Genomic DNA, 22,606 nt, shown 5'->3' with positions numbered 1-22,606 from the left:
CTGCCTCCGAAGCTGCCTCTCAAGCTGCCTCCGAACATGCCTGTCCGGTTCTGCATTCCGGCTCCACAATCAGTCCACGAAAAATCCTCGTCCCCCCGGTACAACCATTGACGTTGCGCAACGGTCTCACCGGCATTGAGCGATCCAGGAGCTGTTCGCGGTACGGGTGTGAATCCCCCACCGCGGACCGGAAATACCCAGGGGCGGAGCCGCCGTCCCTGGAGTCGGAGGCCGGGCTCCGTCCTCCGGCGGTACCGCCACGCCGCTCGGCGACCGAGGGGGAACCGTGCCGCAGTCCCAGTCCACATCCATGTCCACGCCCAGGACCAGGTCCACATCCCGGTCCCCGTCCAGTCCCACCAAGGCGATCGCCCTGGCCTCCACCAGGCCGGGCGCGAGCGTCCGTACACTCTCCGCGACGGCGGGCGGCTGCGCGCCCGACCGGCGGTCCGGCGCCGGTCGCGGCGACGGCCGGGGTGACGTCAACCGGGGCGACGTCACCCTGACCACGACCGGCCGACGCGACCCGGGGTCGCCGGCCGGGCCCACCGGGGCGTGTCACCAGGACGCACGGGGCGAATGGCTGCGGTTCGCCCCCGTCCAGCCGCTGTTCCGGGCCCGGGCCGCTCAGCGGCTCGCCGTCCTCGCCTACCACGGCGTCACCGACCACCGCTCCTTCGGCGCCCAGCTCGACCGGCTCCGAAGACTCGCCACCCCTGTCTCGCTCAACGCCGTGCTACAGGCCGTCACCGAACGGCGACCGCTGCCACCCCGCAGCGTCCTCGTCACCTTCGACGACGCCGACCGCAGCGTCCTCACCCACGCTCTGCCCGCCCTCGACGCCCGCCGGATCCCCGCCACCGCCTTCGTCATCTCCGAACTCATCGGCACCGAACGACCCTTCTGGTGGCACGAGGCCGACTTCCTCGCCCGGCACGGCGGGCGGGCCCGCTCGCTCGACTGCGGGCACCCCTCCCAACTGCTCCGCCGGCTCAAGGCCATGCCCGACCCCGACCGCCGGCGCAGCCTGCACGAACTACGGGTCAGCGCCGACCGCCGGCCACCCCGCCAGGAACAACTCACCCCCGCCGACCTGCTCGCCCTGCGCGACGGCGGCGTCGCCATCGGCAACCACACCCAGGGGCACCCCTGTCTCGGCCGCTGCGACGACGACACCGTCCGCTCCGAGATCACCGGCGCCCACGAAGCCCTCACCCGCTGGCTCGGCGAACCGCCCATCGCCTTCGCCTACCCCGACGGCGGCCACGACCCCCGGGCCGAAACCGTTCTGCAGGAACTCGGCTACCGGCTCGGCTTCCTCTCCGACCACCGCCTCGGCCCCCGCCTCCCCGACCACCCCCTCCAGATCAGCCGCCTCCAGGTCGACTCCACCACCAGCACCCGCCGCTTCGACACCATCCTCTCCGGCCTCGAACCCGCCTACCGCCGCTGGCGCCGCCAGGCCGTCGCCTGACCCTCCCCACCCGCCGCCGCGCACCACCGCGCACGGGAAGTCGGCCCGTCCGACCTCCCGTGCGCGGTTCGCTGGCCCGCCGTGATCGATCCGGCCGGGCTCCGGGGCGTTGCTCCGAGGCGTGGCTCCGGGTCAGCGGGGGGCGAGCAGGCAGAACTCGTTGCCCTCCGGGTCCACCAGGACCGTCCAGTGGATCGCGGACTGGTCGATGCCCGGGTCGGTGGCGCCCAGGGCGCGCAGTCGGGCTTCCTCGGCGGCCAGGTCGTCACCCGGGTAGGGGCGGACGTCGAGGTGGACCCGGTTCCACCCGCTCTTGGTGTCGGGGGTGCGGACGAACTCCAGGTAGGGGCCGACGCCTTGGGCGGAGCGCAGGGTCGCGTGGTCGTCGGCGACCTCGTGCAGCGTCCAGTCCATCGCCTCGCTCCAGAACCGGGCCATCGCCCGCGGGTCGGTGCAGTCGACCACCACCGCGGCGATCGGCCCGGTGTCCCGGTAGAGCGGGCGGGGCTCCAGGACGCAGAACTCGTTGCCCTCCGGGTCGGCCATGACCGTCCAGGGGACGTCGCCCTGACCCACGTCGGCGAGCGTCGCACCGAGGTCCTTCAGGCGCGCGACCAGTTCCGCCTGGTGGGCGGTCGAGGTGGTGGCCAGATCGAGGTGCACCCGGTTCTTCACCGTCTTGGGCTCCGGGCGGGCGATGATGTCGATGCAGACGGCCATCGGGTCGGGGTAGGCGAAGCCGATGGGTTCGAGGTTGGTCACCCCGGGGCCCTCGCTGTCGACGCCCCACCCGAGTACCTCCGCCCAGAACCGGCCGAGCGCGGCGTCGTCGTGGGCCTTCATGTTGATCTGCACGAGTCTTGTTGCCATGCCGCAGATCCTAGGAGCCCACTGCGCTGCGGGGGTCAGCCGGTGGGGAGGGGGAGGGCGAGGGCGCGGCCCTGGGGGTAGAGGGTGGCGGCCGGGGGGAGCGCGGCGGGGGCGCCGGCGTGCAGGACGGTGAGGGTGCCGGTGCCGGTGCGGCCGGGTTCGGCGACGCGGCGCAGGGCCTGGGCGGCGACGGCGTCGGCTGAGCCGTGCAGGACGAGGGCCGGGGAGGCGGTGGGGGCGACGGCGGCGCGGATGCGCTCGTCGACGAGTTCGTAGTGGGTGCAGCCGAGCACGATGGCGTCGGTGCCGGCGGGCGTCCGGGCGGCCGCGTCGGCGATGGCCGCGGTGATGGCGTCGTCGTCGCCGTGTTCGACGGCGTCGGCGAGGCCGGGGCAGGCGACCTCGGTGATGTCCGCCGTGCCGCCGAAGTCGCGGATCAGGCCGCGCTGGTAGGCGCTGCCGGTGGTGGCCGGGGTGGCCCAGATGGCGACGCGGCCGCCGAGGGCGGCGGCGGGCTTGATGGCGGGGACGGTGCCGATGACGGGCAGTCCGGGCTCAAGTTCGGCCCGGAGGGCGGCGAGCGCGTGGACGGAGGCGGTGTTGCAGGCGATCACCAGCGCGTCCGGTTCGAGCGCGGCGGCGGCGCGGGCGCAGCCGCGGGCGAGCTCGATGATCTCTTCGGGGGTGTGCGGCCCCCAGGGCATCGAGGCCGGGTCGGAGGAGAGCACCAGATCGACGTCCGGGCGCAGCTTCCGAAGGGTGGCGGCGGCGGCCAGCAGTCCGATTCCGGAGTCCATCAGTGCGATCTTCACAGGGCAAGACTTTAGTCGATCCGCCCGTGCGGGCCCGGTCTGCGGCAGACTGCCGGAGTGACCGTCCTGCTGTGGATCGCCGCGTTCTCCCTGCTGGTCTGGCTCTGGCTGGCGTGCTGCCACGGGTTGTTCTGGCGCACCGACGTGCGGCTGCCGCCGCGTCGCCCGCCGGTGCGCTGGCCGCGGGTGGCGGTCGTGGTGCCGGCCCGGGACGAGGCGCCGGTGCTGCCGGTGAGCCTGCCGTCGCTGCTGGCGCAGAAGTACCCGGGGCGGGCCCGGGTGATCCTGGTGGACGACCACAGCTCGGACGGCACCGGTGCGCTGGCCGCGCAGCTGCGGAGGCTGGACGGGCTGGAGCTGACCGTCACCACACCGCCCCCGTTGCCGCCGGGCTGGACGGGCAAGCTGTGGGCGCTGCGGCACGGGGTGGAACTGGCCGGCCCGGACGTCGAGTACCTGCTGCTGACCGACGCGGACATCGCGCACGGCCCGGACTCGCTGGCGGAGCTGGTGGCGGCGGCCGAGAGCAACGGGCTGGACCTGGTGTCGCAGATGGCCCGGCTGCGGGTGGAGACCGGCTGGGAACGGCTGATCGTGCCGGCGTTCGTGTACTTCTTCGCGCAGCTGTACCCGTTCCGCTGGAGCAACCGCCCGGGGGGCCGGACGGCGGCCGCCGCGGGCGGCTGTTCGCTGGTGCGGCGGGAGGCGCTGGAGCGGGCGGGCGGGGTGGCGGCGATCCGGGGCGCGGTGATCGACGACGTGTCGCTGGCCCGGGCGGTGAAGTCCTCCGGTGGCCGGACGTGGCTGGGGCTGGCCGGGGAGGTGGACAGCGTCCGCCCGTACCCGCGGCTGGAGCAGCTGTGGCGGATGGTGTCGCGCAGTGCGTACGCCCAGCTGCGGCACTCGCCGCTGCTGCTGCTCGGGACGGTGCTCGGGCTGGTGCTGGTGTACCTGGTGCCGCCGGTGGCGGCGGTGGCCGGGCTGGTCGCGGGGGTGCCGGCGGTGGCGGCGACGGGCGGGGCGGCCTGGGCGCTGATGGCGGGGACGTACCTGCCGATGGTCCGCTACTACCGGCAGCCCGCCGCGGCGGTGCTGCTGCTGCCGTTCACGGCGGGGTTGTACCTGCTGATGACGGTGGACTCGGCGGTGCAGCACTGGCGGGGCCGGGGGGCGGCCTGGAAGGGCCGGACGTACTCGCGGGCCTGAGCGGCACGTCGGGGGCACCGAGCATGCCGCTGGCACCGAGCACGCCGCGAACGACCGGGCGCTCGGGTGCGGCCGTTTCCCGGGCGGGGCGGGCCCGCCCGATCCATACTGCTCGGATGGACCGTCAGCAGATCTCGCGTCTCGCCCACGCCCACCACCCGATCGCGGCGCCGCTGTCGGACGAGTCGGTGGCCCGCCTGCTGGACCGGGCGACCGCCCGCACCGAGGCCGGCCGGGCGCTGGACCTCGGCTGCGGCGAGGGCGGGTGGCTGCTGCGCGCGCTGGCCGCGCGGCCGCAGTGGCGGGCGGTCGGGGTGGACCTGGACGCGGCGGCGCTGACCCGGGCCCGGGAGACGGCGACCGCGCTCGGCGTGGTCCGCCGGATCGGCCTGCACCACCTGGACGCCCGGGAGTTCGGCTCCGCCGAGCCCTTCGACCTGGTGCTGAACGTCGGTGCCACGCACGCCTTCGGCGGGCTGCTGCCGACGCTCGCGGCGGCCCGCGAGCTGCTGGCGCCGGGCGGCCTGGTGCTGGTCGGCGAGGGCTTCTGGGAGTCCGAGCCGCGCCCGGCCGCGCTGGCGGGGCTGGGCGCGGACCGGGACGACTTCGCGGATCTGGGGACCACCACCGACCAGGTGCTGGCGGCCGGCTGGACCCCGGTGTTCGGCCATGTGAGCAGCCAACAGGAGTGGGACGACTACGAGTTCGCCTGGACGGGCGCGCTGGCCGAGTGGGCGCTGGACCACCCGGAGCACCCGGACGCGGTGGCCGCCCGGGAGGCGGCGGACCGCCACCGCGCCGAGTGGCTGCACGGCTACCGGGGGACGCTCGGCTTCGTCACGTACCTGCTGCGCCAAGGCTGATCTCCGCTAGCCGAGTTGACGGACGGCACGGCCAATCCCCGCCGCGAAGCGGCTACTTCCCGATCCGGTCGAGGAAGTCGTCGATCAGCGGGGCGATTTCGGGCAGTTTCTCCTCCAGCGCGAAGTGCCCGGTGTCGAGGACGTGCAGCTCGGCCTCGGGCAGGTCGCGGAGGAACGCGCGGGCGCCGGCCTCGGTGAAGAACGGGTCGTTGCGCCCCCAGACGATCAGCGTGGGCGGGCGGTGGGTGCGCAGCCACTGCTGCCAGACGGGGTAGAGCTCGACGTTGGAGTGGTAGTCGAGGGCCAGTTCGACCTGGATGTCCTTGCGGCCGGGCAGGTCCAGGAAGTGCTGGTCGAGGGTCCAGCCGTCGGGGGCGACGAGGGTCGGATCGCCGGTGCCGCCCTCGTACTGGCTGCGGGTGATCTCCAGGGTGAGGATGCTGCGGGCCCGTTCGGCGGCGCCCTCGACGCCGTGCCGGTTGGCGATGAACTCCCTTGCGACGTCGGAGAGTCCGTCCTCGTAGGCGTTGCCGTTCTGGACCACCAGGCCGGTGATCCACTCGGGGTGGCGGGTGGCCAGGCGCAGGCCGACGGGGGCACCGAAGTCGAAGACGTACAGCGCGAAGCGGTCCAGGCCGAGGGCGAGGCAGAAGCGTTCGACCACGTCGGCGAGGGTGTCGAAGCGGTACGGGAACGCGTCGGGGGCAGGGCTGTCGCTGTGCCCGAAGCCGGGGTAGTCGGGGGCTATCAGGCGGTAGCGGGTGCCGAGTGCGTCGAGCAGCCGGGCGTACTGGTGGGAGGCGGAGGGGAAGCCGTGCAGCAGCAGGAGGACGGGGGCGTCCGCCGGGCCGGTCTCACGGTAGAAGACGCGCAGCCCGTCGAGGTCGACGTGGCGGTGGTGGACGTGCGGGATCGTCAGCTCGCTCATGCTAACCATTAAAGCGCACTGAACCAGTTAGGTCATCAGAAACGGTCAGACCATCCGGCAGGCCAAGGGCCGGGCGACCGGTTGGGCCATCGGCGTGGACGGCCCGACCGGTTGACCTGACGTCACCTGAGGGTTGGCACGGCGGCGCGGATCAGCGCGGCCGGACGACGCGGCGCAGCTGCTCCTGCTGGACCAGGTAGTCCAGCACCTCGGGCATGGCCTCGACGCCGCCGGCGGTGCTGGGCGTGGTGCGGTACTCGCCCTGGACGACCACCGTCGGCAGCTCGTTGACGCCGTAGCGGATGAACTGGGCGGCCGCGTCGTCGACCGACTGGCGCACCTCGTCGGAGCGGTAGGCGTCGCGGAACTGTCGGCCGTCGACGCCGTGGCGCACTGCCCAGTCGGTGGCGGTGGCCTCGGTGGTGAGGTCCGACTTGTCCCCGTGCACGGCGCGGAAGGCGCTGGTCTGCAGCCGCTCGACCAGCCCCAGGCGCTCCAGCGTGTAGTACAGGCGGGCGTGCCCGCGCTGCGTACGCTCCTCCGGACTGCCCGGCCAGATCGCCGGGACCCGGCGCAGCAGGACGTCCGCGCGGTGCTTCTCCGACCAGGCCTGCAAGGGCTGTTCGAGCTTCTCGGAGTGGCCGCAGTCGTACCAGAAGAACTCGAGGGCCTCGGTGCGGGCACTCTCGCGCACCGGCTGCGGGTGGTCGAGTTTGACGAACTGGGCGCCCTCGGCGGGCGGTTGGTGGGTGGCCGCGCCGGCCTGGACCGGGGACACGACAATACCGGCGGCGACGGCGAGCAGGACGGTGGACCGCAGCAGCGACTTCGAGTTCACACCGGGCAGTGTGCTGGCGGCGGCTTGTTACCGGCGAGTTGGTGCGGGCGGGTGCGTCCGGATTCGCCCGATCGGCGCAGCACCCGCCCAACACTTTGACGACTGGTCACCGAGCTCCGACCGGGCACCCGGCCGCGGCTGGTCACCGAGGTGCGGACGGTCAGCCGGAGCGGGTCGCCGCCGTGCTGTCCGCCCACACCTCGGCGACCAGTCGCTGCCAGTCGTCCACCACCGCGCCCAGCTCGAAGTGCTCCAGCGCGTGCGCCCGGGCCGCCGCGCCCAGACCCGGGCCGTTGCAGGCCAGCACCTTGCCCAGCGCCTCGGCCAGGGCGAGCGGGTCCCCGGGGGCGACCAGCGCGCCGGTGGCGCCGTCCCGGACCACCTCGTGCACCCAGCCGACGTCGGTCGCGACGGCGGGCACCCCCGCCAGCGCGGCCTCGATCAGCGCGCCGGGCACGCCCTCGCTGTCGCTGGTGAGCAGCAGCGCGTCGGCGGCCCGGTAGAGCGGGGCCGGATCGGGCAGGGCGCCGAGGAAGTGGGCCCGGGCGGCGGCCGGGTGCCGGGCCAGCGCCTCGCGCAGCGGGCCGTCCCCGGCGACGGCCATCCGCACGTCGGGGAGGCGGTCGAGCACGTCGAGGGCGAGGTCGAGCCGCTTCTCGGGGGCGATCGCGCCGATCCAGGCGACCAGCAGGACGTCCGAGGGCAGGCCGAGCGCCTGCCGGGCGGCACGCCGCCCGGCCCGGCCGTCGGCGGGCGGATAGGACTCCGCCGCACGGGAGTTGGGGATCACGTGCACCTTGCCGGCGGGCAGCGCGAACTGCTCCTCCAGCACCGCGCGGGCGCCGTCGGCGAGCGTGGTGACGGCGGCCGCGCGGTGCAGCAGGGCGCCGCCGCGCACCCGGCGCAGCCGGTTCGCCGTCCAGTAGCGCGGATGGCCGACGGAGACGTAGACGAACGGGGTGCGGGTGCCCGCCAGCGCGAGGGCACAGGCGGCCAGGGTGTCCGAACCGTGGGCGAGGACCACGTCGGCGGCGCGGGCGGCGGAGCGCAGCGCGCGCAGGGTGGCGGGGCGCAGCCGGCCCGGGCCGAGCGCGAGGGCGGCGCGCGGGCCGGGGGCCAGGAGACGGACATCGAGCGTGGCGCGTCTGGTACTTGACGGTTCGTCAGACAGCTCGGCGCGAGCCTCGGCAACGGCGCCGAACCGGGCGCCCGGCGGGCCCGAGCGGGCCTCGGACGAGCCGGAGCGGGCCTCGGGCGGGCCGGGGAGCGCCGGCCCGTAGCCCCGGGCACCCGGGGGCGGGGCTAGGGCGCGCAGCGCGGAGGCCTGGCCCCGGCGGCGCAGTTCCCGGTGCAGGTCACGGGCGAAGTTCTGGGCGCCACCACGGCGCGGATCACTGATCACGTGCAGGATACGGGGGCGAGTTCCGGCCGCATCGGCCGACGTATGGTCGGGCATGGACCGACCTTGGCACAGCACCTCGCGCGGTACAGCCCCTTCGCGCGACCCGGCGGTGGCCCGCGCGCCCGCGCGAGCACCCCGGATGTGCGCGGGTCGGCCTCGGTCGTGCGCCGGTTGCGACCGCTGTGCGCCCCGCTGCCGCACCGGCCGCGGCTCCGGGACCGGCCCCGGGCAACGGGACGTCGGGCAACGGGACGTCGGGATCGCCCGGTACGCGGAGCGCCCGCGCCCCGACCGGCCGACGCCGGCGCTCCCGCCCGCCTGTTACGCGGATCGGGTGAACGCGGTTGGACCTTGGCCCGGACCGGTCGGCAGGATGTCCGGCCGGGGCCCCCGCCTGTCGCCCCATCTCCCCCTCCCCCGTACGGATTTGGAGTCACCCGGTGTTCAAGGGATTCCGCAGCTTCCTGCTGCGCGGAAACGTGGTGGACCTCGCGGTCGGCATCGTGATCGGCGCGGCCTTCACCGCCGTGGTCACCGGGTTCGTCACCGCCTTCCTCACCCCGCTCATCGGGGTCGCGACCGGGGCCGTCGGCGACTTCACCCAGAAGACCTTCGACGTGGCGGGCACCCGCTTCCCGTACGGGGTCTTCGTCAACGCGCTGATCGGCTTCGTGCTGATCGCCGCGGTGATCTACTTCGCCGTGGTGGTGCCGGTGGGCAAGCTCCAGGCGCGCTTCGAGAAGGAGAAGCCGGCGCCGGTCAAGAAGGTCGACTGCCCGGAGTGCCTGAGCTCGATCCCGGCCGCGGCCAGCCGCTGCTCCTTCTGCACCTCCGAGGTGTCCGGCCGGCCGGGCTTCCCGGCGCAGACGCAGGCGCTGCAGTCGCGCTGACGCACCAGGTCGGACCCACCGAGGCCGGACCTCGGCCGGACCCGACGGGACCAGGCCGGACACGTCTGACGGGGACTTTATTCCCGAAACATTCACGAGCCCCCGTCGGACCGTCGGCGGGGGCTCGAATGCGCCCGCGCACGCCCCGTCCGCAAAAGTTTCTCCGCTGGGTCCCCGACCGTCCACCGGCCAGTCACTCCAGGGAATCACGGCTGCTCCGTCCGGGCGCTGTTCGATCACTGACGGCGCGCCAAGGTTGTCCGGAACTGGACGCCGGTATGTCCGTTCTTCCTACTTTCGATCCCTTTGTGCGAGCGAAGACTGTGTAAACACTCGAACTGCTCCCCCTCCCGCTCTCCTCAGCAGGCGCATTGTGGGCTTACCGTATGCCCCATGACCTCGCCCCGCTCCTACGACGGAGTCGGCTACCCCTCTCCGTCCTTCTCCTCCGGCACGCCCATTTACGACAGCCTCGTGGCTGAACGCGGCGTCCCCCAGATCGCGCCCATCAACGTGCCGGCCGCCCTGCCGCCGGCGCTGTCGTCCGGTTACGGATCGGGCCTCGCCCCGTCCTACGAGAACCGGTACGGCAACGGGTACGAGAGTGCCGGCAGCAACCTCCCCGCGCTGCCGCCCGCCCGCCTCGCCCTGGGCCCCGGCCCGAGCAGCGGCCCCTCCGCCGGCCCCGCCACGGCGTACATCCCGGCGCAGCCCGCGCCGGCGTACGCCTCCGCGCCGCAGCCGCCCGTCCCCGGTTACGGCGCCCCCCAGCCGTACCAGCGGCCGCAGCCCGCCGCCCCGGCCTTCGCGCAGACCGCCAGCGGCGGTTACCAGCCGACCGGCGGCCAGAGCTTCGGCGGCCAGAACACCTTCGTCGGCGGCCAGGGCGGCCAGCAGACCTTCGGCGCGCAGCCGATCGGCGGCCCGGGCGCGTTCGGCCCCGGGCACCCGGGCGGCCAGCCGCAGGGTGGTCCGCAGAGCTTCGGCGGTCAGCAGTCCTTCGGTGGCCCGAACCCGACCGCCCCCGGCTTCCAGGGCCAGGGCGGCGACCAGGGCTTCGGCGGCGCCCAGCTGCGCCCGGCCATGTCGCCGGTCGCGCCGGTCCGCCCGATGCAGCCGCAGCGCCCGGGCCAGTACGGCGAGCCCGGTCACTTCCAGGGCGGTGGTGGCTACCAGGCCCAGGGCCAGGGCTACTGAGCCACTGACCCCCCAGGGCCGACCCCACCCGGCCCGCACCCGCACCACCTGAGCACCACCCGGCGCCCGCACCGCGGCGCCGGACGTACGGAGAAACGGGTCATCCACGGACCGCCCGGACCGCCCCCACGGCGTCCGGGCGGTCCGTGCGCGTACGGGGCCGGTGCCGGACCGGTGCGGCGGGCGGGTACCGGACGACCGCGGGATTCCGGCGGACGATCACGGCTGGCAGGATGGGGGGATGCAGCTCACCGGACTCCACGTCTACCCCGTCAAGTCCATGTACCGCCTGAGCCCGGACGCCGCCACAGTCGAACCCTGGGGCCTGGCCGGAGACCGCCGCTGGATGCTCGCCGACACCAACGGGCGCTTCGTCAGCCAGCGCGAGAACGCCGCCCTCGGACAGGTCCGGCCCGCCCTCCTCCCCGGCGGCGCCCTCTCCCTGACCGCCCCCGACGGCTCCCGGATCGAGGTCCCCGCCCCCTCCGTCGCCGCCGGTGACCCGCTCGCCGAGGTCGAGGTCTGGGGCGACCGCTTCCACGCGGCCGAGGCCGCCAAGGAGGCGCAGCTGTGGATCGCCGAGCGCCTCGGCGACTACCGCCTGGTCCACCTGGACGACCCGCACGCCCGGCCCACCGACCCGGACTACTCCGCGCCCGGCGACACCGTGTCGATGGCCGACGGGTTCCCGCTGCTGCTCACCACCACCGCCTCGCTGGACGCGCTCAACCAGCTGATCGCCGCCGCGCACCCGGACGGCCACGAGATCCTGCCGATGGAACGTTTCCGCCCCAACGTGGTCGTCGCCGGCGCCGAGCCGTGGGCCGAGGACGGCTGGCGCCGGATCCGGATCGGCGGGCTGACCTTCAAGGTGGTCAAGCCCTGCGGGCGCTGCGTGATCACCACGACCGACCAGGAGAGCGGCGAGCGGCGCGGGCCCGAGCCGCTGCGCAGCCTGGCCAAGCACCACCGGCTGCTGCGGAAGGCCGCGTTCGGGCAGAACCTGATCCCCGAGCGCCCGGCCGGGGTCGTCGGTGACGCGCTCGGCACGCTGCGGCTCGGGGACGAGGTCGAGGTGCTGGAGGACGGGGCGCACTGGTCGGCCGACGGGGCGTAGGCCGGCCGTCCCGAGGGAGAACGACCTCGCCGGCCCGGTCCGGAACCACGGCTGTGCGCGCTCGTTGAAACAAGTGGTCGGAACCTGTGGTGACGGCGGGAGCCTCCGGTGCCCACGTGCCGGTGGGCGGCCGGACCACCCGCGCGGGCGCGCTACGGTGGGCGGGCGGCCCGCGCACCCCCGCGCGTACGGCCCGCTGATCGCCGGCACGACGAAGGTGGGGACGACAGACCGTCATGGCTGAGCACAGGGTCCGGGTCACCCAGGACAGCGCATCCCGCTGGCGTCGCCGCGCCGGCGAGTACGACACCCTCGCGGAGGCCCTCGCGGCGGCCGAACCGGGTGACACCGTGACCGTCCGGCCGGGGACCTTCCGCGAGAACGTGCTGCTGGACAAGCCGGTGACGATCGTCCCGGCGCAGGGCCCGGGCACCGTCCGGATCGAGCCGCCGTCCGGGGTCGCACTGACCGTCACCGCGCCGGCGACCGTCCGCGACCTGGTCGTCGAGGGCGGCGACAGCTCCGTCCCGGCCGTCCTGGTCACCGGGCCGCAGGCGACACCCGCGTTCAGCGGCTGCCGGATCGAGACCCGCTCCGCCGCCGGGATCGAGATCGGCGGCGGCGCCCGGCCGACCCTGCGCGGCTGCGTGATCGCCAATCCGTCCGGCCTCGGGCTGCGGCTGCGCGGCGAGGGCACCGCCGCCGCCTTCGAGGAGTGCGAGGTCGCGGCCGCCGGGCAGGCCGGGATCGCCGTCCTCGCCGGGGCCACCGCCGCCCTCGAACGCTGCCGGGTGCACCACGCCTCCGGCGCCGGCGTGCTGCTCTCCGACCCGGGCAGCGCGGCCGAGCTGACCGGCTGTGAGATCTACGAGATCCGCGGCAGCGGTGTGCAGGCCGAGGCGCACGCGGGCGGGCGGCTCGTCGACTGCGAGATCCACCGGGTCACCGGCAACGGCCTGACCCTGGACGGCGAGGCCGAACTCGTCCTCACCGGCTGCCGGGTGCACGACCTGCCGGAGAACGGCGCCGATCTGCGCGGCCGGTCCCGGCTCAGCCTCGTCCACAGCACCGTCCGGGACTTCGGGCGCGGGGCGCTCTCGGTCTGGGACCAGGGCACCGAGGCCGTCGCCGAGTCCTGCCAGCTCCACGGCTCCACCGGCGAGTACCCGGCGCTGTGGGTCAGCGACGGCGCCCGGCTCACGCTCACCGACTGCTCGCTGCACGACCTGCCGGACGCCCTGTTCGTCCTCGACCGGGACTCCGCCGCCACCGCCGAGGGCTGCTCGTTCAGCCGGATCCGCAGCTCGGCGGTCTCGGTCAGCGGCGGGGCCACCGTCTCGCTGGCCCGCTGCCGGGTGCAGGAGGCCGGCACCGGGCTGTGGTTCCGCGACCACGGCAGCGGCGGGCTGCTCACCGACTGCGAGATCTCCGACGTGGCCACCGGGGTGATCGTCACCAAGGGCGCCGACCCGGTGCTGCGCGACTGCACCGTCCGGGCCAGCACGGACGCCGGGGTGTACGTCTCGGCGCAGGGCCGCGGCACCTTCGAGGACTGCCGGGTCTCGCACGGCAAGGGCTTCGGCTTCCACATCATCGACGGCTGCCGCACCCAGCTCACCCGCTGCCGGGCCGAGCAGAACGAGCGGGCCGGCTTCGAGTTCTCCGAACCCGGACCGGTCGCGGAGGGCTGCACCTCGGACGACGTCGGGCCGACGGGCCCGCACGGCGCGGAGCTGCCGGCCCCCCGGGCCTCCCAACCGGCCACCGCCACCGCCCCGTTGGCCGCTTCGGTCGGCGCGCTCACGGCATCGGCCGGGCCCTCGGGCGGCTCGGCGATCGCCCCGATCCCCGACTGCCGGCCCGCCGACGAGGCACTGGCCGAACTGGACTCGCTGGTCGGTCTGGCCACCGTGAAGCAGGAGGTGCGCACCCTCATCGACCTGATCTCGGTCGGCAAGCGCCGCCGCCAGGCCGGGCTCAAGGCGCCCTCGCTGCGCCGGCACCTGGTCTTCACCGGCGCCCCCGGCACCGGCAAGACCACCGTCGCCCGGCTCTACGGCGAGATCCTCGCCTCGCTCGGGGTGCTCCAGCGCGGGCACCTGGTCGAGGTGGCCCGGGTCGACCTGGTCGGCGAGCACATCGGCTCCACCGCGATCCGCACCGCCGCCGCCTTCGACCGCGCCCGCGGCGGGGTGCTCTTCATCGACGAGGCGTACGCGCTCGCCCCCGAGGACGGCGCCCGCGACTTCGGGCGGGAGGCGATCGACACCCTGGTCAAGCTGATGGAGGACCACCGGGACGAGGTGGTCGTGATCGTGGCCGGCTACACCGCCGCGATGGAGCGCTTCCTCTCCGCCAACCCCGGTGTCTCGTCCCGGTTCTCCCGCACCATCACCTTCCCCGACTACACCGCGGACGAGCTGCTGGAGATCGCCCGGGCCCAGTGCGCCGAGCACGAGTACGCGCTCGCCGAGGCCACCGAGGGCGCGCTGCTGAACCACTTCGCGGGGCTGGAGCGCGGGCCCAACTTCGGCAACGGGCGCACCGCGCGGCAGGTCTTCGAGACCATGGTGGAACGGCACGCGATGCGGGTCGCCCACCTCGCGGACCCGTCCACCGAGGAGCTCCAACTCCTCGTCCCCGCCGACCTGCCGACCGCGCCGCTGCCCTGACCGGGGGGAGGCGACGACGGCGGGCGTCAGCCCGTCCAGGCGCCGCCGGCGAGGAAGGACTCCAGGACGGCCCGGTAGGGCGCGATGTCGATCCGCTCGCCGGCCAGCCAGTCGTCCGAGTAGTACTTGTCCAGGTAGCGGTCGCCCGGGTCGCAGATCAGCCCGACCACGCTGCCGCGCCGCCCGGCCGCCCGCATCTCGGCGACGATGCCCAGCGCGCTCCACAGCCCCGTGCCGGTGGACGCGCCGGCCTTCTTCCCGAGCACCTGCTCCAGCACCCGCACCGCGGCGATCGACGCGGCGTCCGGCACCTTCATCATCCGGTCGACCGCCCCGGGCACGAAGCTCGGCTCCATCCGGGGCCGCCCGATGCCCTCGATCCGGGACCCGCTGTCGCAGACGGCGTCCGGATCGTGGCGCACCCAGCCGTCGAAGAAGCAGGAGTTCTCCGGATCGGCGACGCAGATCCGGGTGTCGTACTGCATGTAGTGGACGTACCGGGCGATGGTCGCCGAGGTGCCGCCGGTCCCGGCGGTCGCGACGATCCAGGCCGGCTCGGGGTGCGGTTCCAGGCGCAGCTGGGCGAAGACCGACTCGGCGATGTTGTTGTTGCCGCGCCAGTCGGTGGCCCGCTCGGCGTAGGTGAACTGGTCCATGTAGTGGCCGCCGGTCTCCTCGGCGAGCCGGGCGGAGGCCGCGTACACCTCGTCCGACCGCTCGACCAGGTGGCACTCGCCGCCGTGGAACTCGATCAGGTCGATCTTGGCCTGGCTGGTGCTCTTGGCCATCACCGCGATGAACGGCACCCCGATGAGCTGCGCGAAGTACGCCTCGGAGACGGCGGTGGAGCCGCTGGAGGCCTCGATGACCGGCTTGCCGGGGCGGATCCAGCCGTTGCACAGCCCGTACAGGAAGAGCGAGCGGGCCAGGCGGTGCTTGAGCGAGCCGGTCGGGTGGGTGGACTCGTCCTTGAGGTAGAGGTCGATCCCCCAGTCGGCGGGCAGCGGGAAGCGCAGCAGGTGGGTGTCGGCCGAGCGGTTGGCGTCGGCCTGGACCTTGCGCACCGCCTCCTTGAGCCAGTCCCGGTACTGCGGGTCGGAACGGTCGACGTCGACGGTCGGCTCGATGCCGCGCTCGATGCCGCGCTCGATGCCGGGCACGCCGGGCTCGATGCCGGGCCGGCCACCGCCAGGCTGGGTGCTCATGGTCACTCTCCCTCGTCACGACCCCCCATTGCTCACTACGAGTGTATGAGAGTCACGATAAGTGACCATTTTCGAAGACCCAGCTTCCGCTTATCGCTGCGTGCGGCAGCCGCGTTGGCGCTGCACGGGGCAGCCGCGTTGACGCTGCGTGCGGTAGCCGCGCCGCTCAGCCCAGCCCGACCGGCACCGACTGCGGGTCCGCCAGGTAGGGCCGCCACCCCAGCTCCGCCGCCCCCGCCAGCGCACCGTGCGCCAGCTCCGCGCCGACGATCGGCACCCGCCCGCTGCGCCCCCACAGGCACCGCTCGGCGACCACCGCGCGCAGCCGCTCGGGCGCGGCCTCCAGCAGGTCGAGGTGGAGCCCGCTGAGGACGACCCGGTCCGGGTTGAGGATGTTCGCGACGCCGGCCAGCCCGAGCCCGAGCCGGTCGATGACGTGCTCGACGGCGGCCCGCGCACGCTCGTCGGTGGCGGCCGCCCGGCACAGCTCGCGCGCCTGGTCCAGCAGCGGGCGCCCCGGGTCCGGGGTGAGCCCGGCGGCGGCGAACAGCGCGTCGGGGTCGGTCTCGGCGTTGAGGCAGCCCCGGTTGCCGCACTGGCACGGGCGGCCCTGCGGGTCGACGGTGAGGTGGCCGACCTCCAGGGCGAGTCCGGCACTGCCGGTGTGCAGGTTGCCGTCGATCACCAGCGCGCCGCCGACGCCCCGGTGGCCGGAGGTCACCAGCAGCAGGTGACGGGCGCCGCGGCCGGCGCCGTGCCGGTACTCGGCCAGCGCGGCGAGGTTGGCGTCGTTGGCGATGGCGGTGGGCAGCGGCCGCAGGGCGTGCGGGCCGTGGTCGGCGCGGCCGACCTCGACGTCGTAGAGGTCGGCGACCGGGGTGCCGCTGGGCCAGGCGAAGTGCAGGGCGGCGAGCGCGGTGCCGTCCGGTTCGGTGACCGGGTTGGGCAGGGCGAGCGCGGCGCCGAGGCAGCGGCGGCTGGTCGACCGGGCGAGTTCGGCGCCCGCCTGGGCGACGGCCCGCAGCATCCGGACGGGGTCGGTGGCAGCGGGCAGCGGCAGATGGACCGGCGGGTCGAGGAGCCCGCCGAGACCGGCCAGGGTCACGCTCAGCCCGTCGGCGTGGATCTGCCCGGCGACCACGACCGGACCCTGCGGGTCGATGGCGAGCCGGTGCGAGGGGCGGCCGCGACCGCCGCCGGCCGGCCGGGAGTCGACGGTGATCAGACCCAGCGCCTCCAGCTCGGCCGTGACGGCGCCCGCGGTGGCTCGGGTGACGTCCAGCGCGCGGGTGAGCGCCGAGCGGGTGGGCGTCTGTCCGATGTGGATGAGCGAGAGCGCGGGGCCGAGCAGCGTCCGACCGCGGTCGGGGGCCGCCCGGCGGTGGGCGTCGCGCTGGCCGTCGGGATCGGCCGCCGGACCGGTCGCGGGGCCCGTCCCGGCGCCGGGGCGAGGACTTGAAGGTGAGAGCTGCACGCCCCTATTGTGACTTTGTGCCGCTTCGAAACAAAATCCAATCCCACACCCGAACCGACCGGCCCGCCCCGCAACCCGATCCCCAGTCTCGCAGCACACCCCGGACCACCGACAGTCCCGACGGCGCCTGGGGCGCCGCCCGCCTCGCGCTCACCGCGTTCTTCGCCGTCGACGGTTTCCTCTTCGCCACCTGGGTGGTCCGCATCCCGGACGTCCGCAGCCAGGTCAGCGCCTCGCACAGCACCCTCGGACTCGCCCTGCTCTGCCTGTCCATCGGCGCCGTCCTCACCATGCCCCTGGTCGGCCGGCTCTGCCTGCGGTACGGCTCACGCCCGGTCACCGTCGGCTCGCTCGCCCTGCTCAGCCTCGCCGTCCCGCTGCCCGCGCACACCCACTCGGTCACCGCGCTCGGCGGCGTGCTGCTGCTGTTCGGCGCCGGGTACGGCGGCGCCAACGTCGCGATGAACAGCGCCGCCGTCGACCTGGTCGCGCAGCTGCGACGACCCGTCATGCCCAGCTTCCACGCCGGGTACAGCCTCGGCGGCCTGCTCGGCGCGGGCGCCGGCGGACTCCTCGCCACCACCCTCAGCACCGCCTCGGCGCTCGCCCTCGGCGGCCTGCTCGGCCTCGCCGTCACCGCCTGGGCCGGCGTCGTCCTGCTGCGCAGCCCCGCCGCGCCCCTGGTCGCGCCCGGCCGGAACGGAGCCGACTCCACCGACACCCCCGACGCCGGCCCCTCCCCCGCCCGGCAGGCCCGGCAGGCCCGGCTGCTCGTCGTGCTGCTCGGGCTCACCGCGTTCTGCACCGCGTACGGCGAGGGCGCGGTCGCCGACTGGACCACCCTCCACCTCACCGACGACGTCCACGCGAGCGCCGGAACCGCCGCCGCCGGGTACGCCGCGTACGCGTTCGCGATGACCAGCGGGCGGATAGGCGGCACCTGGCTGTCCATCAGGCTCGGTCAGACCCGGCTGATGCTGGCCGGCGGACTGCTCGCGGCGGCCGGCATGCTGCTCGCCGCCCTCGCGCCGCTGGTGCCGCTCGCGATCGCCGGGTTCGTGCTGGTCGGCCTCGGCCTCGCCAACCTCTTCCCGCTCGCCATCGCCCGGGCCGGCGCGGCCGGCGGGCCGCAGGGGGTCGCGCTCGCCTCGACGCTCGGCTACGGCGGGATGCTGATCGGACCGGTGGTGATCGGCTTCCTCGCCGACGCGGCCGGACTGCCCTCGGCCCTCACCACGGTCGCGGTGGCGAGCACGCTGGCCGCCGCCCTGCCGTGGACCGTCCGGCGCCGGTGACGGCTGCCGTACCCCGCCGGGCCCGGGGTCGGTCCTGAGAGGTGGCCGCGGGCTCGGCTTTGGCGTCGGCCGTGGGGCCGGCCCTGGCGTCGGCCCTGGTGACACCCACCCACCGGGTGGCCGGGCGGGGTCGAGCCGCCCCGGGCCGGGTGGCAGGATGCGGACCATGACGACCAGCGGACGGATCCAGGTACTGCGGGCGAGCGAGCGCCCGGCCATGGCGTGGCTCAACGGGGGCGGGGTGACCAGGGAGGTCGCCGGCTTCCCGGCCGGGGCCGGGCTGGACGGCTTCGACTGGCGGGTCAGCCTGGCGGACGTCGCCTCGGCCGGGCCGTTCTCGGCGTTCCCCGGCATCGACCGGGTGATCACCCTGGTCGAGGGCCCCGGCATGGCGCTCACCGTCGACGGCGTCGAGCACGTCGTCGACGCGCCGTACCGGCCGTTCGCCTTCTCCGGGGACGCCGTCACCGACTGCCGGCTGCTCGGCGGCCCGCTCGTCGACTTCAACGTGATGACACGGCGTGGTCGGGTCGCCGCCGACGTGGACCTGCGCACGGCGGACGCCACCGTGGACGTGTCCGTGTCGGCGGGGGCCACCGTGCTGCTGGTCTGCCTCGACGGTTCGGCCGTCCTCGCGGCGGGCGGCCCGGCGGGCGCCTCGGCGGACGGCCGCACGGACGTCCCCACGGACACCCCCACGGATGTCTCCGCCGGCGTCGAACTCGCCCGGTACGACGCCGTGTTGCTCGACGCCCCCGGCGCGTACGGGCTCCGGACCACCGGAGTGACCGCCGCCGTCACCTTCCGTCCAGTCGGCTGAGGCCCGGCCCGCACGGAGCCCACCTCCACCCCCTCCCCCGGACACGCCGAAGCCCTGTGCGGTGAGGTGCGCACCTCACCGCACAGGGCTTCGTCCTCTCAGGTCAGCCGCAGAACACCGGCGTGGCGTGCGCCGGGTCCAGGGCGTTGGTCACCAGGTGCAGGGCCGTGGGCGAGAACGCGATCGCCACGTGCTCGGCGAGCGTGATCGGGCAGTGGTCCTGGAGCACCACGTTGTCCACGGCCGGGCCGTTCAGGAACTGGGTCCGCCACGGGGTGACCACCTCGTCGTACACGGTGGAGATCACCGTGTAGCGGACGCCCGGCACGGTGTCCGGCCGGGAGGCCATCGTGGTGTTGAAGGCGGAGCCCACCGCCTGGTCCCGGCAGGCCTGGCAGAGGGTGTAGACCAGGTCCGTCACGCCGGGGAAGTACGGCGTCAGCTTGGTGATCCCGTCGAGCGTCGTGCCGTGGTTGGACGGCGCGAGGCCGATCACCTTGTCGACCTTGGCCGCGCCGCCGAGGAACTTCAGGTAGTAGTTCGGGAGCATGCCGCCCTGCGAGTGCCCCACGATGTCGACCTTGGCCGCGCCGGTCGCGGTGCGCACCAGGTCGACGAACCGGCCGAGTTGGGCCGCCGACTCGGGCACCGGTCCGAGGCCGCCGATCGGCAGCAGCAGTCCGCTGCCGGAGGAGGTGACGCCGGGGATCATGCCGTAGTCCAGGGCGAACACGCAGTACCCGCGCTGCTTGAGCAGCGGGGAGAGCGCGAGCCAGTTCTCGTACCGGTTCGCGAAGGTGCCGTGCACCAGGACCACCGGGTTGGGGTGGGCGGCGGTCGGTCGGCAGCTCCAGTCGTTGGCCCCGGGGGGCGAGGCCACCGAGTCGCCGTCGGGCGACAGTTCAGCCCCGGCGGAGGACGCGGCGGTGTCCGACCCGGTGGTGTCGGACGCGGTGGCGCCCGACGCGGGTCCGGCGGTGACGGCGGCCGGTACCGCGGCCGCCGGGGCGCCGGACGCACCGGCCAGCAGCGCGCCCGCCAGCAGGGACGCACCGAACGCCCCGCCGATCCGACGGCGCAGGGGAGTTGCGGAGAAGCGGAGAAGTGGGGTTCTCAACTGTTGCCTCCACGGCGGAAGTTTGTTACCAACAGGTAACCCGAGTGGCTCCATCATGCGGTCGCCCCTCCGGCCCGACCCTTGGGCGTTCCCCAGACCTGGACGGTGTTCTCTGTGACCGGTCACAATTCACCCCATTGCGCGCCCGATTGGCGCGTCCCGGTGATCGGCGGACTCCCGGCCGACCAGCGACTCCTGGCCGGCGTACGCCAGTTGGCGCAGGACGTGGTCGCCGCCCTGCTGGACCGCGTGCCGGTCTACCGCCGGCTGCCCCGCGAACAGCTCATCGGCGAACTCACCCGCGACACCGAACGCCGGATCCGCGCCCTCGCCCACACCGTCCGCACCGGACTCCCCGCCCCCGAAGGGGAGTTCGCCGCCGTCCGGGAGGCCGCCGCCCGGCGCGCCGAGGAGGGCCTGCCACTGGACGCCGTCCTGCTCGCCCACCATCTCGGGCTGGAGGTCTGCTGGGAGTTCGTCACCCGGCACGCCCACGACGGCGACGCCGCCGACCTGCTCGTCCTCAACCGGCTGCTGCTCGACCAGCTCCGCCGGGCCACCTCCGCCGCCGGGATCGGCTACCTCGACGAACGCCGGCCGGCCGGCGACCGCCGGCACGCCGCCCGGCAGTCCCTGCTCACCGCACTGCTCGCCGGCACCCCCGCCGAGGAGCCCGCCGCCCGGGCCGGCCTCCGGCTGCCGCCCGCGTACGCCGTCCTCTGCCTGTCCGTCGCCGACCACCCCGACGAGCACGCCCCGGGCGTCGAACCGGGCATCGCCGCCCGTCGCAAACTGCGCCGGCTCGGCGCCGAACTCGACCACCGCACCCGGCAGTCGGCGCTCACCGCACTCACCCCCTCCGGCGGCCTGGTGCTCGTGCCGCTCGGCACCACCCCCGCCGCCGGACCGCTCGACGCACCCCGCACGGCGCTGCCCGCGCCGCCCACGACGGCGCCGCCGCCCACTCCGGCCACGCCGACGCCGGACGGACCGGGGGACGAACGCCGGAACAGACCACCCGGACAGCCGACCGCCGGCCGCCCCTCCGCCGAACTCCCCTGGCAACACCTCGCCGCCACCCTCGCCGCGGCCGCCCGGGCCGCCGGCGCACCCGTCCTGGCCGGCGCGGCCGCCGCGACGCCCGCCGAGGTGCCCGCCGCGGCCGCGCTCGCGTACGAAGTCCTGGACGTCGCCCGGACATTCGACCGCCCGCCCGGGCTGCACCGGCTCGACGACGTCCTGCTGGAGTACCAGCTCACCCGCCCCAGCCAGGCCCGCGCCCGGCTCGCCGCGCTGCTCGAACCACTCGCCGACGGCGGCGAGTTGCTCACCACCCTGCGCACCCACCTGGCCGGCGGCCTCAACCGGCGGCACACCGCGAACGCGCTGCACCTGCACCCGAACACCGTCGACTACCGGCTGCGCCGGATCGCCGCCCTCACCGGCCTCGACCCGGCCCGGCCGGCCGACGTCCTGCGGATCACCGCCGCCATCGCCGCCCGCACGGCCGAACGCGCCACACCCGTCCGCTGACCCACCCCGGAAGCAACGGCCGTGGCCCGGCCCCCGCCTGTGGTGTGGCGGCCGGTCCGCGGACGCCGAACAGCCTAGACCTGCTCCCCCGGCAGCCGCAGGTCCCACCCGACGAGGGCCCGCAGTTGCTCCGCCGTCACCCCGTCCGGGACCGGCTGCGGGGCGTCGTGGCGCAGCGGCGGCTGCCAGCCCTCCTCCGCGGTCCAGCGGCGGACCACCTTGGCCGGCGCCCCGGCGACCACGCTGTGGTCGGGCACCTCGCCGCGGACCACCGCGCCCGCCGCGACCACCACGTTGCGGCCGATCCGGGCGCCCGGCAGGATCACCGCGCCGGTACCGATCCAGCTACCGGCGCCGATCTCCACGGGTTCGTTGCGCGGCCACTGCTTGCCGATCGGCAGGTCGGTGGCCCGGTACTCGTGCGCCTGGTCGGAGATGTACACGCCCGGCCCGGTCCACACGTCGTCACCGAGGACGATCGACTGGTGGCCGACGATGTGGCTGTCCCGGCCGATCACGCAGCCGCCGCCGATCCGCACGATCGGCTCCGGCCCGAGGTCGAGGCCGGGCAGGAAGCCCGCGCTGATGGTGACCCGCTCGCCGATGATCGAGAACGGCCCGATGGTGATCCACTGCTCGTTGAAGACCGCCCCGAGCGGGAAGGCCAGCGTCGTCCCGTCCCCCAGCTCGCCGAACCGGTACGGCCCCGGGCTCCGGTTGGTCACCGCGCCGGTCCGCTGCACCCAGCGCCAGCCCCGGTGGACGAGGCGACCGGCGGCACGGCGGCCGCCCGCCCGGGCGGCGGCGAGGAGGGAGCGGGTTATCGGCATGCGCTCACGTTACCGGCCCGTAGGGTGCGGCCGGCCGCCGGGCGGCCAACATCACATCCGCCC

At 74.8% G+C, this 22,606-nt stretch carries 19 protein-coding genes; 10 read left to right on the top strand and 9 right to left on the bottom strand.

Translation table 11 applies throughout. The annotated features are described in order from the left end of the window. The first annotated feature begins 310 nt into the window (after nucleotides 1–310). Nucleotides 311–1,474, top strand: a complete 1,164-nt coding sequence (locus ABTY15_RS32705) for a polysaccharide deacetylase family protein (RefSeq protein WP_350603536.1) — start codon at nucleotides 311–313, stop codon at nucleotides 1,472–1,474. 132 nt (nucleotides 1,475–1,606) lie between these two features. On the opposite strand, the gene ABTY15_RS32700 is transcribed toward ABTY15_RS32705, so the two are convergent. Further along, the gene (locus tag ABTY15_RS32700; RefSeq protein ID WP_350603533.1) at nucleotides 1,607–2,344 is read right to left on the bottom strand and encodes a VOC family protein; all 738 of its coding nucleotides are present in this window, start codon (nucleotides 2,342–2,344) and stop codon (nucleotides 1,607–1,609) included. 35 nt (nucleotides 2,345–2,379) lie between these two features. Further along, nucleotides 2,380–3,156 (bottom strand): glutamate racemase, encoded by a 777-nt coding sequence (locus ABTY15_RS32695; protein ID WP_350603529.1) that lies wholly within the window; start codon nucleotides 3,154–3,156, stop codon nucleotides 2,380–2,382. A 57-nt stretch (nucleotides 3,157–3,213) separates the two neighbouring features. On the opposite strand from ABTY15_RS32695, the gene ABTY15_RS32690 reads away from it, so the two are divergent. Together ABTY15_RS32690 and ABTY15_RS32685 are read left to right on the top strand one after the other, a co-directional pair. Then, the gene (locus tag ABTY15_RS32690; RefSeq protein WP_350603526.1) at nucleotides 3,214–4,362 is read left to right on the top strand and encodes a glycosyltransferase; all 1,149 of its coding nucleotides are present in this window, start codon (nucleotides 3,214–3,216) and stop codon (nucleotides 4,360–4,362) included. A gap of 116 nt (nucleotides 4,363–4,478) precedes the next feature. Then, entirely contained in the window at nucleotides 4,479–5,225 is a 747-nt protein-coding gene (locus ABTY15_RS32685; protein ID WP_350603523.1) for an SAM-dependent methyltransferase, read from the top strand. Between the two features lie 52 nt (nucleotides 5,226–5,277). On the opposite strand, the gene ABTY15_RS32680 is transcribed toward ABTY15_RS32685, so the two are convergent. The 3 genes from ABTY15_RS32680 to ABTY15_RS32670 all read right to left on the bottom strand — a co-directional run bounded on the left by ABTY15_RS32680 (nucleotide 5,278) and on the right by ABTY15_RS32670 (nucleotide 8,447). Further along, nucleotides 5,278–6,153: an alpha/beta fold hydrolase gene (locus ABTY15_RS32680; protein ID WP_350603520.1), complete on the bottom strand. Its 876-nt coding sequence runs from the start codon at nucleotides 6,151–6,153 to the stop codon at nucleotides 5,278–5,280. 151 nt (nucleotides 6,154–6,304) lie between these two features. Then, nucleotides 6,305–6,991 (bottom strand): thiol:disulfide interchange protein DsbA/DsbL, encoded by a 687-nt coding sequence (locus ABTY15_RS32675; protein ID WP_350603518.1) that lies wholly within the window; start codon nucleotides 6,989–6,991, stop codon nucleotides 6,305–6,307. A 160-nt stretch (nucleotides 6,992–7,151) separates the two neighbouring features. After that, nucleotides 7,152–8,447 carry a glycosyltransferase family 4 protein gene (locus tag ABTY15_RS32670; RefSeq protein WP_350603515.1) on the bottom strand — a complete coding sequence of 432 codons (1,296 nt, stop codon included), beginning with the start codon at nucleotides 8,445–8,447 and terminating at the stop codon, nucleotides 7,152–7,154. Nucleotides 8,448–8,833: 386 nt separating this feature from the next. Here ABTY15_RS32670 and mscL point away from each other — a divergent pair, with 386 nt between their 5' ends. The 4 genes from mscL (at nucleotide 8,834) to ABTY15_RS32650 (ending at nucleotide 14,269) form a co-directional block, all read left to right on the top strand. Beyond that, the gene (mscL, locus tag ABTY15_RS32665) at nucleotides 8,834–9,283 is read left to right on the top strand and encodes a large conductance mechanosensitive channel protein MscL (protein ID WP_350603510.1); all 450 of its coding nucleotides are present in this window, start codon (nucleotides 8,834–8,836) and stop codon (nucleotides 9,281–9,283) included. Nucleotides 9,284–9,676: 393 nt separating this feature from the next. After that, nucleotides 9,677–10,480, top strand: a complete 804-nt coding sequence (locus ABTY15_RS32660) for a DUF6643 family protein (protein ID WP_350603506.1) — start codon at nucleotides 9,677–9,679, stop codon at nucleotides 10,478–10,480. A gap of 241 nt (nucleotides 10,481–10,721) precedes the next feature. Continuing rightward, the gene (locus tag ABTY15_RS32655) at nucleotides 10,722–11,597 is read left to right on the top strand and encodes an MOSC domain-containing protein (RefSeq protein ID WP_350603502.1); all 876 of its coding nucleotides are present in this window, start codon (nucleotides 10,722–10,724) and stop codon (nucleotides 11,595–11,597) included. 236 nt (nucleotides 11,598–11,833) lie between these two features. After that, nucleotides 11,834–14,269 carry a right-handed parallel beta-helix repeat-containing protein gene (locus tag ABTY15_RS32650; RefSeq protein ID WP_350603500.1) on the top strand — a complete coding sequence of 812 codons (2,436 nt, stop codon included), beginning with the start codon at nucleotides 11,834–11,836 and terminating at the stop codon, nucleotides 14,267–14,269. Nucleotides 14,270–14,295: 26 nt separating this feature from the next. Here the strand turns inward: ABTY15_RS32650 and ABTY15_RS32645 are convergent, their stop codons facing one another. Together ABTY15_RS32645 and ABTY15_RS32640 are read right to left on the bottom strand one after the other, a co-directional pair. Beyond that, a complete protein-coding gene (locus tag ABTY15_RS32645; RefSeq protein ID WP_350603496.1) occupies nucleotides 14,296–15,474 on the bottom strand; it encodes a PLP-dependent cysteine synthase family protein in 1,179 nt (392 codons plus the stop codon). A gap of 166 nt (nucleotides 15,475–15,640) precedes the next feature. Continuing rightward, complete coding sequence (locus ABTY15_RS32640) at nucleotides 15,641–16,825, bottom strand: ROK family protein (RefSeq protein WP_350603583.1); 1,185 nt, start codon at nucleotides 16,823–16,825, stop codon at nucleotides 15,641–15,643. Nucleotides 16,826–16,965: 140 nt separating this feature from the next. Between ABTY15_RS32640 and ABTY15_RS32635 the strand changes: the two genes are divergently transcribed. Beyond that, nucleotides 16,966–18,243, top strand: a complete 1,278-nt coding sequence (locus tag ABTY15_RS32635; RefSeq protein WP_350603492.1) for an MFS transporter — start codon at nucleotides 16,966–16,968, stop codon at nucleotides 18,241–18,243. Nucleotides 18,244–18,409: 166 nt separating this feature from the next. Beyond that, on the top strand, nucleotides 18,410–19,063 hold the full coding sequence (locus ABTY15_RS32630; protein WP_350603489.1) for a HutD/Ves family protein: 654 nt from the start codon (nucleotides 18,410–18,412) through the stop codon (nucleotides 19,061–19,063). A 103-nt stretch (nucleotides 19,064–19,166) separates the two neighbouring features. On the opposite strand, the gene ABTY15_RS32625 is transcribed toward ABTY15_RS32630, so the two are convergent. Continuing rightward, complete coding sequence (locus ABTY15_RS32625) at nucleotides 19,167–20,180, bottom strand: esterase/lipase family protein (protein ID WP_350603483.1); 1,014 nt, start codon at nucleotides 20,178–20,180, stop codon at nucleotides 19,167–19,169. Between the two features lie 162 nt (nucleotides 20,181–20,342). Between ABTY15_RS32625 and ABTY15_RS32620 the strand changes: the two genes are divergently transcribed. Further along, a complete protein-coding gene (locus ABTY15_RS32620) occupies nucleotides 20,343–21,713 on the top strand; it encodes a PucR family transcriptional regulator (protein WP_350603480.1) in 1,371 nt (456 codons plus the stop codon). A 74-nt stretch (nucleotides 21,714–21,787) separates the two neighbouring features. On the opposite strand, the gene ABTY15_RS32615 is transcribed toward ABTY15_RS32620, so the two are convergent. Continuing rightward, entirely contained in the window at nucleotides 21,788–22,543 is a 756-nt protein-coding gene (locus ABTY15_RS32615) for an acyltransferase (protein WP_350603476.1), read from the bottom strand. Nucleotides 22,544–22,606 lie beyond the last annotated feature (63 nt).

Origin of the sequence: Kitasatospora sp. NPDC097643 (genome assembly GCF_040302625.1) — a bacterium.
Taxonomy (GTDB): Bacteria; Actinomycetota; Actinomycetes; order Streptomycetales; family Streptomycetaceae; genus Kitasatospora.
The sequence above is the reverse complement of the archived record's forward strand: the minus strand, read 5'-3'. Positions and strand labels throughout refer to the sequence as shown.